Origin of the sequence: Photorhabdus tasmaniensis, assembly GCF_011189505.1 — a bacterium.
Lineage (GTDB): Bacteria > Pseudomonadota > Gammaproteobacteria > Enterobacterales > Enterobacteriaceae > Photorhabdus > Photorhabdus tasmaniensis.
Genome location: NZ_PUJU01000011.1, coordinates 1 through 15,221, shown reverse-complemented (window position 1 = coordinate 15,221; position 15,221 = coordinate 1). Strand labels below are relative to the sequence as shown.

Sequence of the window (15,221 nt, the reverse complement as noted above, 5' to 3'; positions counted from 1 at the left end):
GAAGGAATACAGGAATTGTTGATCTGATAGAACAATAGTATTATTTAATAGTTTTGATGATAATTTCCCAAACATTATTCTGGCTTTTTACCCCTGCCGGTCTTTTCGCACAATCTAAGCATGAATAAATAATCAAATTCATTGACAAAATAAGCATAAAATTCTTTTTCACTCTGTTGATAACCACAAAAAGATAAAACTTTATTCTTATAAATAAACAAAAATATATATTAATTCTATTTAGTTTTAATTTGTCAGAATTTAAATCCAACAAATAAACATTTAACAGTATATATAAAACAGATATCACACTAATATTAGTGATATAACTCACATTAAAATCCTAACATGATCTATATCACACAACTTTCATATTACCTTTTTTATTGAAAAATCATGCGATTAACTCTATTTTTTGCCTGTATTTATCTTATCCCGGCTATATTTGACCTGATCTACATTTCTCGTTAACTTGGGAAGTCACTAGAAACCATCCGTCAGATCCTCATCTGAACCATAATTATGCAGTGACACAATACCATTTCAGTACCGCCTGTTCATAGTCAATAAACAAGTGGCGGTTGATTGAGGGCGCAATTCAGACGCCGGTAAAAATATTAATCTCACAAATTTCTGTGAGTTTCTGTGAGAGTCGGACAGAACCTGGGGAGGTTCACACTATGCTATATAACAAATCTCAAGAAAAGGATAACTGTGGTTTTGGACTGATAGCCCATATTGAAGGGGAGCCAAGCCACAAAGTAGTCCGTACCGCTATCCATGCATTGGCACGAATGCAACATCGGGGCGCAATCCTGGCAGATGGTAAAACCGGTGATGGTTGCGGTTTATTGCTGCAAAAACCCGATCGTTTTTTTCAAATGGTCGCACAAGAGCAAGAGTGGCGTTTAGCCCGCAATTACGCGGTCGGTATGCTATTTCTCAGCCAGGACCCTCAGATTGCTCAACACTGTCGGGAAATAGTCGAACAGGAGCTGCAAAATGAAACGCTATCAGTCGTTGGCTGGCGTGAAGTACCAACTAATAGGGATATTCTGGGCGAAATAGCCCTTTCCAGCCTCCCCTGTATCGAACAGATTTTTGTTAATGCTCCTGCTGGCTGGCGCGCTCGTGATTTAGAACGTCGTTTATTCGTTGCCCGCCGCCGGATAGAAAAACGCATCAGCGACAGTGATTTTTATGTTTGTAGTTTGTCCAATCTAGTGACTATCTATAAAGGGCTATGCATGGCGACAGATTTGCCCCGTTTCTATCCTGATCTGGCTGATTTACGATTAGAATCAGCCATCTGCCTGTTCCACCAGCGTTTCTCAACCAATACTGTCCCACGTTGGCCATTGGCACAGCCTTTCCGCTATCTCGCTCATAATGGTGAAATAAATACCATCACCGGTAACCGCCAATGGGCACGGGCAAGGGCTTACAAATTCAAAACCCCGCTTATCCCTGATCTGCAATCTGCCGCTCCTTTTGTCAACGAAACAGGATCAGACTCCAGCTCGCTGGATAATATGCTGGAACTGTTTCTCAATGGCGGAATGGATTTAATCCGTGCTATGCGGTTGCTGGTCCCGCCTGCATGGCAGAACAATCCTGATATGGATGAGGATCTGCGCGCTTTCTTTGATTTCAACTCTATGCACATGGAACCCTGGGATGGTCCTGCCGGTATCGTCATGTCAGATGGCCGCTATGCTGCCTGTAATCTGGATCGTAATGGCTTACGCCCGGCACGTTATGTCATTACTAAAGATAAGCTTATCACCTGTGCTTCCGAAGTCGGCATCTGGGATTATCAGCCCGATGAAGTCGTAGAAAAAGGACGAGTCGGCCCCGGCGAACTCATGGTGATCGATACCCGCCAAGGCCGCATCCTTCATGCAGAAGAAACAGACAATGACCTGAAAAGCCGCCATCCCTATAAAGAATGGATGGACAAAAACGTCAAACGCCTAATCCCATTTGAAGCGTTATTGGAAGAGCAAGCCGGCCACCGGGATCTGAACGATCAATCACTGGCGGTCTATCACAAACAATTTGCTTACAGTAATGAAGAGCTGGATCAAATTATCCGGGTCCTGGGAGAGAATGGACAGGAAGCAACAGGTTCAATGGGTGATGATACGCCGTTTGCTGTACTTTCCAGCCGTCCACGGATTATTTATGACTACTTCCGCCAGCAATTCGCTCAAGTCACTAATCCACCAATTGATCCACTGCGTGAAGCGCATGTTATGTCTCTCACTACCTGTATTGGACGGGAGATGAATGTATTTTGTGAAGCTGAGGGACAGGCACATCGGTTAAGTTTCAAATCCCCTATTCTGCTCTACTCTGATTTTCATCAATTAACAACCCAACAAAGTCCGCACTATCGTGCAGAACGTTTAGACTTAACTTTCAACCCGCAGGAAACTCATCTGCAAGATGCACTGTTTGTATTGTGTGACCAGGCTGAACAGCTCGCCAGAGATGGTGCAGTATTGCTGGTATTATCTGACCGCAATATTACGCCAGAGAAGTTACCCATACCGGCTCCTATGGCTGTCGGGGCCATTCAGCACCGTTTGGTAGAAAAAAGCCTGCGCTGTGATACCAACCTGATAGTAGAAACCGCGAGTGCCCGTGATCCGCATCACTTCACTGTGCTATTGGGGTTTGGTGCAACAGCGATTTATCCTTATCTGGCTTACGAATCACTGGCCAAAATGGTCGATAATGGCACGATTAATAAACCCTATGCTGATGTCATGCTCAACTACCGCAATGGCATCAATAAAGGGCTATATAAAATCATGTCGAAAATGGGCATCTCGACTATCGCCTCCTATCGTTGCTCTAAACTGTTTGAAGCTGTCGGCTTACATTCTGAATTAACTGAGCTTTGCTTCAATGGTGTTGTCAGCCGGATTGGCGGTGCTAACTTCAGCGATTTTGAGCAGGATCTGCGAAACTTATCCAAGCGAGCATGGCTTCCCCGCCATCCAGTTGATCAGGGAGGGTCCCTGAAATATGTGCATAACGGCGAATACCATGCTTATAACCCAGATGTCATCAGCACTCTACAGTCTGCGGTTCACAGTGGCGAATACAACGATTATTTGAAATATAGCCGCTTGGTTAATCAGCGCCCAGTAACCACAATCCGAGATTTGCTGGCGATAAAGACAAAAGATGAACCTATCCCCATTGAAGAAGTGGAGCCCGCCGAAGCGCTGTTTAAACGCTTTGATACTGCCGCGATGTCGATTGGAGCATTAAGCCCTGAAGCACACGAAGCGCTGGCTGAAGCAATGAATACATTGGGTGGCTTTTCCAACTCCGGTGAAGGTGGAGAAGATCCCGCACGTTATGGTACAAAAAAAGTTTCCCGTATCAAGCAAGTTGCTTCCGGCCGGTTCGGTGTGACACCCGCTTATCTGGTCAACGCTGATGTGATTCAGGTTAAAGTGGCCCAAGGCGCTAAACCTGGAGAAGGCGGACAATTACCGGGTGATAAGGTCACACCGTATATTGCAAAACTACGTTATTCCGTACCAGGCATAACACTGATTTCTCCACCACCGCATCATGACATTTATTCTATTGAAGATCTGGCGCAGTTGATTTTCGATCTAAAACAGATCAATCCCAATGCGCTGATCTCAGTAAAACTGGTTTCAGAGCCCGGCGTTGGTACTGTTGCAACAGGTGTTGCCAAGGCTTATGCCGATTTAATTACTATCGCAGGTTATGATGGCGGTACTGGCGCTAGTCCACTGTCATCGGTGAAGTATGCCGGATGCCCCTGGGAATTGGGATTAGTGGAAACCCAGCAAGCTCTGGTTGCCAACGGATTGCGCCATAAGATCCGCTTACAGGTCGATGGCGGATTGAAAACCGGCGTGGACATTATCAAAGCGGCCATTCTTGGTGCTGAAAGTTTCGGTTTCGGCACCGGCCCCATGGTTGCCCTTGGATGCAAATATCTGCGCATCTGCCACTTAAATAACTGTGCGACCGGTGTTGCAACGCAAGATGAGAAATTACGCCGCGACCATTACCACGGATTGCCTGAGCGGGTAATGAATTACTTCCGTTTTATCGCCCATGAAACCAGAGAGATCATGGCGGAATTAGGGGTCAGAAATCTGACTGACTTAATAGGCCGAACTGAACTACTGGAAGTATTGGAAGGTATTTCAGCAAAACAGAGCAAGTTAAACCTTGAGCCGCTATTGGCAACAGCTGAACCCCATCAGGGCAAAACGTTATATTGCACTGAAAATAACCCGCCATTTGATAATGGTACATTGAATAAAAACTTATTGGCTCATGCCTCTTGTTATATTGAGAGCCAACAAAGTAAAACTTTCTATTTTGATATCCGTAATACCGATCGTTCAGTCGGGGCTTCTCTTTCCGGCTTTATCGCTGCCCGATATGGTGATCAGGGCGTCGCAGCTGCGCCAATAAAAATTCATTTCACTGGTACTGCCGGTCAAAGTTTTGGTGTCTGGAATGCTGGCGGTCTGGAGCTGACACTTATCGGTGATGCCAATGATTATGTTGGTAAAGGTATGGCTGGTGGCCGCATCGTCATACACCCTCCTGTCGGTTCTGCCTTCAAAAGCCATCAGGCAACCATCATTGGCAACACATGTCTGTATGGAGCAACTGGAGGCAAGCTGTACGCCGCTGGACGTGCAGGAGAACGCTTCGCTGTTCGCAATTCAGGTGCTATTACGGTTGTAGAAGGTATCGGAGATAATGGCTGTGAATATATGACAGGCGGTATCGTCTGCATTCTCGGACGTACCGGAATAAACTTTGGTGCAGGCATGACCGGCGGTTTTGCCTATGTTCTGGATGAAAATAATGATTTCCGCAAACGGGTTAACCCAGAGCTGGTAGAAGTTCTGGCAGTAGAGACCTTAGCTATTCACGAAGAACATTTGAGAGGACTTATCACTGAACACGTTCTCCTGACCGGTTCTCAGCGCGGCGAAGATATTCTTGCTAACTGGCAACAGTGGTTGAACAAATTTGCGCTTGTGAAACCCAAATCCAGTGATGTTAAAGCCCTGCTGGGACATCGCAGTCGTTCTTCCGCAGAGTTGCGAATTCAAGCGCAATAAGGAGCCCAGATGAGCCAGAATGTCTATCAGTTTATCGACTTACAACGCGTCGATCCGCCTAAAAAACCGTTGAAGATCCGCAAAATAGAATTTGTGGAAATCTATGAGTCATTTTCAGCAATTCAGGCACAAACCCAAGCAGATCGCTGCCTTTCCTGTGGTAATCCTTATTGCGAATGGAAATGCCCTGTCCATAACTACATTCCCAATTGGCTTAAACTTGCCAATGAAGGGCGCATCATGGAAGCCGCTGATTTATCCCATCAGACAAACAGCCTGCCGGAAGTTTGCGGACGCGTTTGTCCACAGGATCGCCTTTGTGAAGGTGCCTGTACCCTGAATGATGAGTTTGGTGCCGTCACTATTGGTAATATCGAGCGCTATATTAACGATAAAGCGATTGCTATGGGCTGGAAGCCCGATATGTCACAAGTTCAGCCAACAGGCAAACAAGTTGCGATTATTGGTGCAGGCCCAGCAGGGCTAGCCTGTGCTGATGTATTAGCCCGTAATGGCGTACAAGCCATCGTTTTTGATCGCCACCCGGAAATCGGCGGATTACTCACTTTTGGCATACCTGCATTTAAACTGGAAAAAGAGGTGATGGTACGCCGGCATAAAATTTTTTCTGAGATGGGAATTGAGTTCCGGCTCAATACTGAAATAGGCAAAGATATCGCCCTATCTGAACTGACAGCGCAATTTGATGCCATATTTCTTGGTGTAGGAACCTATCAATCAATGCGCGGGGGACTGGCAAACGAAGATGCTGATGGCGTTTATGATGCACTGCCATTTCTGATTGCCAATACCCGGCGCTTGATGGGGTATCCCCCCTTGCAATCACAGCCTTTCATTGATATGCAGGGTAAACGGGTTGTAGTTCTCGGTGGTGGCGATACGGCGATGGATTGCGTCAGAACGTCTATTCGCCAAAAAGCGGCTTCAGTTACCTGTGCTTATCGCCGTGACGAAGTTAATATGCCAGGCTCCCGCCGCGAAGTGAAAAATGCCAGGGAAGAAGGTGTAGAATTTCTGTTTAATCTGCAACCTCTCAGCATTGAAATCAACAGTTCAGGTCAAGTTTGTGGCATAAAAATGGTACGGACCCAATTAGGTAAACCTGATGAGAATGGACGCCGCCAGGCTGAAATTATCACCGGCTCCGAACATCTACTCGCAGCTGATGCCGTGATTATGGCATTTGGTTTTAAACCACACACAATGAGCTGGTTAAATGATCATAAAATAGCACTAGATAAGCAGGGGCGCATCGTTGCACCTGAGTTCTCAGACATACCGTTCCAGACCAGCAATCCTCAAATATTTGCTGGCGGAGACGCCGTTCGCGGTTCAGATCTGGTTGTAACAGCCATTGCCGAAGGGCGTAAAGCTGCACAGGGCATTCTGGACCACCTCAACATCTAATAAACGAAGGGAGCTTTCCAGCTCCCAAACCTTCCTATTACCATCTCGATAATTTATATTAGCTAGACTATTTTTATATAAAGAGTGAATGTATTTAATGAACATTCCGTACTTACTGCTGTCATAATTAACATTTAAGTGTATTTCATCTTGTTATCGTGGATTTTACCAACTATCTGGATCAGATAGCGCTATTACTTGTTCAACTATAAACTTTGGAAACATTAATGAAATTAATTAAATCTCTAATTTTATTGTCTTTGGCGTTGCTTACTGGCACTAATCTTCCGGCGCTTGCTTTGTCACGAAACATTACACCCGATAATATTAACAAAGAGATTATCAATAGAGGTATCAACTCTGTCGTTGCCGAATTAGGGGAAACAGGAGCCAGACAAGAAATCACTCACAAAATTACTACTGGTGACCGTGACTGGATAAAACTGGCTTTTAAATTAACTCAAAGTATACATCTGGATTTTTCCAAAGAGATACGTTACGCACTCTCTATGGCATTAATTAATAATCCTGTTGATGTCCTTATTACTGCCGATAAAGAAAACAACATATCATTGGCTGATATCTGTACAATCCCACCAGAACTTGAGACCAGAGAGAATAAAATAGAGTTTGTCAATAAAGTCAGAAAGAGCTTAGGGTCTATCACAGACTACGAAGCTAAAAACAGGGTAGAAGAATGTTTTTGGGAGTTAGAGAAAGCCTACAATGCGGAATTTTAATCAATAAATTTGAAAAAATAAGGAGGCAAGTTGCCCCCTTTTTAGCGCTTATTTTACTACTTTACTACCCGTAAAGCAGGACGCCCTCTTGTCGGTTTTGGTGGCTCATCATCGGGTGAAGTTCCACTATCGTCTTCCGCATTGCGGAGGGTATCCGTAACTAATACCAAGTTATCTGCCGCAGAAGCGCCAGCTTTATCATGCCCGGAAGTGGACTCAAAAAGATATTCATCTTTATAAGCTGCTTCAGGCTCAAACATCATTCCTGCCCCATTTTCACGGCTATAAATAGCGATAACCGCCACCATTGGTACATTAATTTGACGGGGCATACCGCCAAAACGGGCATTGAAGCGTACTTCATCATTGGTTAGCTCAAGATTACCAACAGCTCTCGGCGCGATATTCAGCACAATTTGCCCATCGCGGGCATATTCCATTGGTACATTTACTCCACGTAAAGTCACGTCTACAACCAGATATGGAGTCATATTATTATCTAGTAACCACTCATAATGAGCACGCAACAAATAAGGGCGACGAGGAGACATTTGAGACAGCTCCATAAATCAGTTCCTGGATTGCAAGCGCATTTCACGTTCAGCTTCGGTTAATGAAGCCAGGAATGCATCACGTTCAAAGACACGCTGCATGTAAATTTGTAAATCTTTGGTACCAGAACTCGGTAACTCTATACCCAGCTCTGGTAAACGCCATAGCAAAGGGGCAAGATAGCAATCAACCAAACTGAATTCTTCACTCATAAAGAATGGCATTTCTTTAAATATTGGTGCCACTGCCAGCAATTCTTCTGCTAATCGTTTACGGGCAGCACTGGCTTCCTGAGAATTACCTTTCTCAATAGTGTGCATCAGGGAATACCAATCTTTCTCAATGCGGTGCATCATCAAACGGCTGGAGCCACGGGCAACCGGATATACAGGCATTAATGGCGGATGAGGAAAACGCTCATCAAGATACTCCATAATGATGCGGGAGTCATACAGCGTCAGCTCACGGTCAACCAAAGTCGGAACTGTCTGATAAGGGTTCAGATCGATAAGGTCCTGTGGCAAATGACCTGCTTCAACCTGTTCAACTTCAACACTGACACCTTTTTCCGCCAGTACAATTCGCACTTGATGGCTAAAAATGTCGGCCGGGCCTGAAAACAGAGTCATTACCGAACGTTTGTTGGCAGCGACAGCCATGAAAACCTCCAAGTTTATCTAAAAAAGGAATGAATAGTCCCACGCTATAACGACTATTCCTACTCATTCATTCTCACCCCTTATGTTTCTGCGCCGCAACGGTGAATACGGAACACGCTACTCGACACAATGGCTATCGTTCAGATAGTAAGCAGATAAATGGATGAGGCAAAAATTGGCACTAGTTTACCAGATTTTGTACATTTTGGGGGAAGTGTATGGATAATTAAGTAAAAAACCCGCCATCAAGACGGGTTTGAACATTAAGTAATTGCCATAAAGACAAAAAATTAACGTTTGGAGAACTGTGGACGGCGACGTGCTTTACGCAGACCGACTTTCTTACGTTCAACTTCACGAGCATCGCGGGTAACGAAGCCAGCTTTACGAAGATCAGAACGCAGAGTTTCGTCATATGCCATCAGTGCACGGGTGATACCGTGACGGATTGCACCTGCCTGACCAGAGATACCACCACCTTTAACGGTGATGTACAAATCCAGTTTGTCCAACATATCAACCAGCTCGAGTGGCTGACGAACAACCATGCGTGCTGTTTCGCGGCCAAAGTAAACTTCGAGGCTACGTTGGTTGATGACGATGTTACCGCTACCTGGCTTAATAAAGACACGTGCGGAAGAGCTTTTGCGGCGACCAGTGCCGTAGTATTGATTTTCAGCCATTGCCTATGATCCCGATTAAATGTCCAGAACTTGCGGTTGCTGTGCCGCATGGTTGTGCTCGCTACCTGCGTAAACTTTCAGTTTACGGTACATCGCACGACCTAGTGGCCCTTTTGGCAGCATGCCTTTAACCGCGATTTCAATTACACGCTCAGGACGGCGGGCAATCATCTCTTCAAAGGTCGCTTGCTTGATACCACCGATGTGACCAGTGTGGTGATAATAGATTTTATCAGAACGCTTGTTACCGGTTACAGCAACTTTTTCTGCGTTAACAATGATGATGTAATCACCGGTATCAACGTGCGGAGTGTATTCCGCTTTATGCTTGCCGCGTAGACGACTAGCCACTTCAGTTGCAAGACGGCCTAAAGTTTTGCCATCTGCGTCAACAACATACCAGTCGCGTTTTACGGTTTCTGGTTTAGCTGTAAAAGTTTTCATTAAAGCTTACCCAATAATAAGTTACACGTTGGTGAACACTCAAGGTTCAAAAACTGCTGAGGTTCACACGACTCTTGTCCAGCAAACCTACCCCTTCGAATAGCCTATGCCGGCACTATGCAAGTTTTTGGGAAAAAAAACATTGCTGTAACGTGGGGTCGCAAGATTATAGAGAAGTCACAAATAAAAATCGACCCCAATTTGAATTATTTAAAATCAACTTTAGTCCGAAATATACAGAAATAAGCTCAAGATTAAGGCAAATGAGGTAATTTCAGATATTCTTCGCTTTGCATTTCCTGCAAACGAGACAAGCAACGCTGGTATTCGAAAGTCAACAAAACCCCTTGATAAATCTGTTCCATCGGCACCGCAGCATTAATTATCAGTTTTACCCGACGTTCATAGAATTCATCAACCAGCGCCAGAAAACGTCGGGCGGCATTTTCATTACCAGGCATTATCGCCGGAACCTGATATAACAAAACGGTGTGATAAAGTTTTGATAAAACAATGTAGTCCACCTGGCTACGGGCATCTTCACACAAAACTTTAAATCCAATTGCCAATACCCCATCGGCGCTGCGAATTGCCGGCATCTGCCGATGATTAATTTCCAACACCGGTGCTTGCTCACTGCTTTTACCCGCCAAACGGATAAATATTCGATCCATAGCCCGTGCATTATTTTCATTCAGCGGTGTGAAATAGAGATGAGCCTGTGTCAAAGTACGCAGCCGGTAATCAATACCTGAATCCACATTCATGACGTCACAATATTTTTTAATCTGCTCAATAGCAGGTAAAAAACGAGTCCGCTGTAAACCATTACGGTAGAGCTCATCAGGAGGAATATTGGATGTTGCAACCAACGTGATCCCCCTGACAAACAGAGCTTCCAACAATGTACCAAGGATCATGGCATCCGTAATATCAGAAACAAAGAATTCATCAAAGCAGAGCACATCGGTTTCTGCTTTAAAACCATCCGCCACAATATCCAGCGGATCCTCATGCCCCTGTAACGCCTTTAACTCTTCATGCACCCGCAGCATAAAGCGATGAAAATGCAAACGCAGTTTTCTTTCACCCGGCAAACTCTGGTAAAACATATCCATTAACCACGTTTTCCCTCTGCCAACCCCGCCCCACATATAGAGCCCTTGAACAGGTGTACAGGTCGTTGAAGTCTGCTGGCCTAATAGTTTACTCAGGCACCCTTTCAAGCTTTTTCGCTTCGCTGGATTGCCGGGAGAAGTATTAATCAGGGCGTAGTGAATAACATCCAATTGAGCGACAACAAGACGTTGGATATCATCTGGCTGGTATTCCCCTTTAGAAAGGGCTTTCTGATAGAATGACGAAGGGATAATCAATGATGGCATGACAAAAAAATCCTTAAAAAATAATTGCCCGTTTTTTATCGTTTTTATGATTCAGATTGACCTTATCACCGGATCAATTGTCTACAATAAGGTTCAGAATAAGGTCTACAAACAATATGTAAATCATGATCAATATTCCACTCTAGCTAGATTAACGGTTATAGTGACGATAATTAAGTGAAACATTCTGCTGAACAACGATGTTGATGAAGGAGTAGCTATGACTTGGGAGTATGCACTGATTGGATTAGTAGTTGGTTTTGTTATTGGAGCGCTGGTCATGCGCTTTGGTAACACCAAGCTGCGCCAGCAGGGAGCCTTACAAACTGAACTGGAGAATAATAGATCAGAACTGGAAGAGTATCGTAAAGAATTAGTCGGCCATTTTGCCCACAGTGCAGAATTACTCGATAATATGGCCCGCGATTATCGTCAGTTGTATCAGCATATGGTCAAAAGCTCCCATGAGCTGATGCCGAATATGCCAGTACAAGAAAATCCATTCAATTATCGACTGACTGAATCAGAAGCAGATAATGATCAGGCTCCGGTTAAAATGCCACCAAGAGATTACTCTGATGGTGCTTCCGGCCTGTTCCGCCCGGTTAATGAAAAAAACCAGTAAATATTTCTGCTGTGGCATGTTTTGTGCCACAGCATTAATTCCAAATGCAAGATCTCTTCTCTATTCACAAAAAGTTTTGTCTTTTTATTCTTCAATCATGTAAATCCCTGTAAAAAATCGTGCAAAGTCTGTTTGTCAGATGAACTTTACTTAATAATTAACAGTCATAGAGTAATCATGGCACCTTGCCTGAATTAACTTATTAGCCTTCTGGTTTAGATATACAAGAGAACGAAATTAGATGAAAAGAAAAAACTTATTCCTTAGTGCGTTAGCAATCAGTATTGGGTTATCCATAGCTTCCGTTCCTGCTATCAGTAGCGCTGCGTTGCCTGCTGCTATTGCCGGTCAGGAGTTGCCAAGCCTTGCACCGATGCTTGAGAAAGTATTGCCGGCAGTTGTCAGCGTACATGTTTCCGGTACTCAGGTACAACAAGAGCAGAGTATACCGGAAGAGTTCAGATTCTTCTTTGGCCCGAATCTGCCAATGGGCCGTGAAAGTACCCGCCCATTTCAGGGGCTTGGCTCAGGTGTCATCATTGACGCTGCCAAAGGTTATATATTAACCAACAATCACGTTATTGAGAATGCAGATAAAATCCGTGTGCAATTGAACGATGGGCGTGAATATGAAGCTAAACTGTTAGGTCGCGACGCTCAAACTGATATCGCCTTGCTGCAACTGAAAGATGCCAAGAATTTGACGGCAATTACAATAGCCGATTCCGATAAGCTCCGAGTTGGTGATTTTGCTGTCGCGGTGGGTAATCCGTTCGGTCTGGGTCAAACTGCAACCTCGGGAATTATCTCGGCATTAGGACGCAGCGGTCTGAATCTGGAAGGGTTAGAAAATTTTATCCAAACCGATGCCTCTATAAACCGTGGTAACTCCGGTGGTGCACTGGTTAACCTGAACGGCGAATTAATTGGTATCAACACAGCAATTCTGGCTCCAGGCGGCGGTAACATCGGTATCGGCTTTGCCATTCCAAGTAATATGGCAAAAACCCTGAGTGAGCAGCTTATCGCTCATGGTGAAGTCAAACGCGGTATTCTCGGTATTAAAGGTACTGAAATGAACGCCGATATCGCCAAGGCATTCAATATTGATGCTCAACGCGGTGCATTTGTCAGTGAAGTATTGCCAAAATCCGCAGCAGCGAAAGCAGGCATTAAATCCGGTGATATTCTGGTTTCTGTTGATGGTAAGAAGATCAATAGCTTTGCTGAACTGAAAGCTAAAATTGGTACGACTGTGCCAGGTAAAGAAATTAAAATTGGCTTATTGCGTAAAGGCAAACCAATGGACGTTTCCGTTATTCTGGAAAATAGTGAAGGTCAAACCACCAAAGCAGGAAACCTAACGCTTGCCCTGCAAGGTGCAACTCTCAGTAATGGTGAAGTGAAAGGGACTCTCGGTGTGAAAATCGATAGTGTCATGCAAAACTCACCTGCGGCGATGTCTGGTTTACAGAAAAGTGACCTGATTGTTGGGATCAATAATGAACGGGTACAGAACATTAACGAACTGCGCAAATTTATTGATTCTAAACCTCCGGTAATCGCGCTGAATATTCTTCGCGGTGACGAAAATATCTATCTATTACTGAGAAATTAATACGTTTAGGTTGAAAAACGCGATCTCATTCCAGCATAAGACACAGCATAATACTGTGTCTTATGCAAAAGGAGTTTGCGATCGCCAAAAAAGTAAAAATGAACAATGTTAAAAATATGATAAGCCTGTAAGGCGATTATCATTCCGGGAGCTTTCCTGTTTTTTTAACGAAACTGCGGAATTCTCCCCCTAAACGCGGAAGTTAAAAGAATTTGGGCTGGATGTAAGAAGAGAGTACCTCCAACCTTATCGCGATTTTCTAGCATTTAATATACCTCATTCCCCATTGCCAGGATTAAACAACTCGATCCTGATCACATTTTATACTGTCCATTCGGACGGGCAAATAATTTCATATTAGAATAGTTTAATTAAGTCACTATTAAATTATCAATATTTCCTATGGGAATATTATCGTCTTATCACCAAAGCCAAATTAACTTAAGCAAAGAGAGAGTACGATGGAGCAACGCAACAACTCGATGGTCAGGGCCACGAGTTATCTTCTAATTTATCTGACTGCCGTCTATCCGCTTCATCCCGCTATGGCGGCTGGGATAACACCGGATAACAGCCAAACACAGGTACAAAATCAGGGTAATGTGCCGGTTGTTAATATCGCCACACCGAATGACGCCGGGATATCCCATAACACCTATCAAGAGTTTAACGTTGCCACTCAAGGTGCCGTACTCAATAACGCCACTCAGGCGGCCCAATCACAACTGGCCGGGCAACTTAACGCCAACCCTAACCTCAAAGGCAACGCGGCGGAACTGATTATTAACGAAGTCACCAGCAACGGACGCTCTGAACTGCAAGGTCAGTTGGAAATTGTCGGCAATAAAGCCAACGTGATGATTGCCAACCCTAACGGTATCACCTGTGATGGCTGTGGCTTTATCAATACTGCCAGCGCCACCCTGACCACCGGTAAACCCCAGTTTGATAAACAAGGTGCGCTGGAAGCACTCGAAGTGAAACAGGGCCAGATCACCATTGGTAGCAAAGGGCTGGACGGCAAAGCGACGGATTATGTCGATATCATCAGCCGGGCAACGGAACTAAATGGAAAAATTCAGGCTAACACACTCTCTCTGACGCAGGGAGCCAACCGCATCAGCTTAAAAGACGGCACGGTTAACTCTCTCGCCGGAGAAGGCGCTAAACCACAATTAGCCATTGATACCAAAGCGCTGGGCGGCATGTATGCCAATAAAATCCGGCTGGTGGCTACTGAAGATGGTGTTGGGGTGAATTTGAAAGAGTTAACCAGTGACCAGCGTGATATCACTTTAAACGCTAACGGTAAAATCGAATTAGGCAATACCAATGCTAAAACCGACTTAAATATTATCTCGGAAAAAGAGATTAATCTTAATGATGCCGCACTGCTGTCATCAAATAATTTATCCATGACAGCCATCATTGTCTATAATTCGCTGGCACACCTTCTGTCTGCGGCAGAAAAAGAAAGACTGGGTACAATCAAAGCTTACGAGGAGAAAAAGAGAGCCTTTTGTCAGCAGTCACCGCAGGCGTGTAAGCAAGCCGGAGAGATTATCCGCTTTGGTACTGACTTCGTGCCTGTTATCGGTGATATTAAAGGAGAGCATAAAAAACTGTGGGGCAATCATTTAAATGCTTCCCCCGGACGGCTGTTCTGAATGGTGAGCTAAAGACGCAATTTGGACGTTGATATCTCAGCATCAAAAATTAATGGGCCAGCTGGCAGTACAGTTGATAGTTCTCGGCTATAACGGCATACACACCAATGTATGTAGTGCCCCACACTAATGAGCAACTGTCTTTCGCTTTAAACCGTGTGATTTATTTTTTTAAGCGGTTATCATCATGAACACTATCGCACTGATTGGTATCGATCTCGGCAAGCATTCCTTTCATGTCCATTGTCAGGATCATTCGGGGAAAGCCCTGCTACGTAAAAA

11 protein-coding genes and 1 pseudogene are annotated in these 15,221 nt (G+C 44.5%); 7 read left to right on the top strand and 5 right to left on the bottom strand.

Features of this window, described 5'->3' with window-relative positions:
• Positions 1 to 680 precede the first annotated feature (680 nt).
• From gltB to C5471_RS06820, 3 genes are all read left to right on the top strand, one after another.
• A complete protein-coding gene (gltB, locus tag C5471_RS06830) occupies positions 681 to 5,138 on the top strand; it encodes a glutamate synthase large subunit (protein ID WP_166295736.1) in 4,458 nt (1,485 codons plus the stop codon).
• A 9-nt stretch (positions 5,139 to 5,147) separates the two neighbouring features.
• Positions 5,148 to 6,566, top strand: a complete 1,419-nt coding sequence (locus C5471_RS06825) for a glutamate synthase small subunit (RefSeq protein ID WP_133815551.1) — start codon at positions 5,148 to 5,150, stop codon at positions 6,564 to 6,566.
• Between the two features lie 227 nt (positions 6,567 to 6,793).
• Entirely contained in the window at positions 6,794 to 7,306 is a 513-nt protein-coding gene (locus C5471_RS06820; RefSeq protein ID WP_133815552.1) for a hypothetical protein, read from the top strand.
• Positions 7,307 to 7,362: 56 nt separating this feature from the next.
• Here the strand turns inward: C5471_RS06820 and sspB are convergent, their stop codons facing one another.
• The 5 genes from sspB to zapE all read right to left on the bottom strand — a co-directional run bounded on the left by sspB (position 7,363) and on the right by zapE (position 11,029).
• The gene (gene sspB, locus C5471_RS06815) at positions 7,363 to 7,872 is read right to left on the bottom strand and encodes a ClpXP protease specificity-enhancing factor (protein ID WP_133815553.1); all 510 of its coding nucleotides are present in this window, start codon (positions 7,870 to 7,872) and stop codon (positions 7,363 to 7,365) included.
• Positions 7,873 to 7,875: 3 nt separating this feature from the next.
• A complete protein-coding gene (gene sspA, locus C5471_RS06810) occupies positions 7,876 to 8,517 on the bottom strand; it encodes a stringent starvation protein SspA (RefSeq protein ID WP_133815554.1) in 642 nt (213 codons plus the stop codon).
• 290 nt (positions 8,518 to 8,807) lie between these two features.
• Positions 8,808 to 9,200: a 30S ribosomal protein S9 gene (gene rpsI, locus C5471_RS06805; protein ID WP_021323578.1), complete on the bottom strand. Its 393-nt coding sequence runs from the start codon at positions 9,198 to 9,200 to the stop codon at positions 8,808 to 8,810.
• A 15-nt stretch (positions 9,201 to 9,215) separates the two neighbouring features.
• On the bottom strand, positions 9,216 to 9,644 hold the full coding sequence (gene rplM, locus C5471_RS06800) for a 50S ribosomal protein L13 (RefSeq protein WP_112878885.1): 429 nt from the start codon (positions 9,642 to 9,644) through the stop codon (positions 9,216 to 9,218).
• A gap of 254 nt (positions 9,645 to 9,898) precedes the next feature.
• Positions 9,899 to 11,029, bottom strand: a complete 1,131-nt coding sequence (gene zapE, locus C5471_RS06795) for a cell division protein ZapE (protein ID WP_133815555.1) — start codon at positions 11,027 to 11,029, stop codon at positions 9,899 to 9,901.
• A 220-nt stretch (positions 11,030 to 11,249) separates the two neighbouring features.
• On the opposite strand from zapE, the gene zapG reads away from it, so the two are divergent.
• From zapG to C5471_RS24270, 4 genes and pseudogenes are all read left to right on the top strand, one after another.
• Positions 11,250 to 11,654: a Z-ring associated protein ZapG gene (gene zapG, locus C5471_RS06790; RefSeq protein WP_133815556.1), complete on the top strand. Its 405-nt coding sequence runs from the start codon at positions 11,250 to 11,252 to the stop codon at positions 11,652 to 11,654.
• Positions 11,655 to 11,895: 241 nt separating this feature from the next.
• Positions 11,896 to 13,272 carry a serine endoprotease DegQ gene (gene degQ / locus C5471_RS06785; RefSeq protein WP_133815557.1) on the top strand — a complete coding sequence of 459 codons (1,377 nt, stop codon included), beginning with the start codon at positions 11,896 to 11,898 and terminating at the stop codon, positions 13,270 to 13,272.
• 461 nt (positions 13,273 to 13,733) lie between these two features.
• Positions 13,734 to 14,639 (top strand): annotated as a pseudogene (locus C5471_RS06780) (filamentous hemagglutinin N-terminal domain-containing protein); the annotation flags it as partial.
• A 487-nt stretch (positions 14,640 to 15,126) separates the two neighbouring features.
• The coding region (locus tag C5471_RS24270) for an IS110 family transposase (RefSeq protein ID WP_166295733.1) at positions 15,127 to 15,221 on the top strand (95 nt) is incomplete at its 3' end.

What these genes read in the sequence shown, in the direction of transcription:
- gltB (WP_166295736.1), top strand. Translation starts at nt 681, where the DNA reads ATGCTATATAACAAATCTCAAGAAAAGGATAACTGTGGTTTTGGACTG.
- C5471_RS06825 (WP_133815551.1), top strand. Translation starts at nt 5,148, where the DNA reads ATGAGCCAGAATGTCTATCAGTTTATCGACTTACAACGCGTCGATCCG.
- C5471_RS06820 (WP_133815552.1), top strand. Translation starts at nt 6,794, where the DNA reads ATGAAATTAATTAAATCTCTAATTTTATTGTCTTTGGCGTTGCTTACT.
- sspB (WP_133815553.1), bottom strand. Translation starts at nt 7,872, where the DNA reads ATGGAGCTGTCTCAAATGTCTCCTCGTCGCCCTTATTTGTTGCGTGCT.
- sspA (WP_133815554.1), bottom strand. Translation starts at nt 8,517, where the DNA reads ATGGCTGTCGCTGCCAACAAACGTTCGGTAATGACTCTGTTTTCAGGC.
- rpsI (WP_021323578.1), bottom strand. Translation starts at nt 9,200, where the DNA reads ATGGCTGAAAATCAATACTACGGCACTGGTCGCCGCAAAAGCTCTTCC.
- rplM (WP_112878885.1), bottom strand. Translation starts at nt 9,644, where the DNA reads ATGAAAACTTTTACAGCTAAACCAGAAACCGTAAAACGCGACTGGTAT.
- zapE (WP_133815555.1), bottom strand. Translation starts at nt 11,029, where the DNA reads ATGCCATCATTGATTATCCCTTCGTCATTCTATCAGAAAGCCCTTTCT.
- zapG (WP_133815556.1), top strand. Translation starts at nt 11,250, where the DNA reads ATGACTTGGGAGTATGCACTGATTGGATTAGTAGTTGGTTTTGTTATT.
- degQ (WP_133815557.1), top strand. Translation starts at nt 11,896, where the DNA reads ATGAAAAGAAAAAACTTATTCCTTAGTGCGTTAGCAATCAGTATTGGG.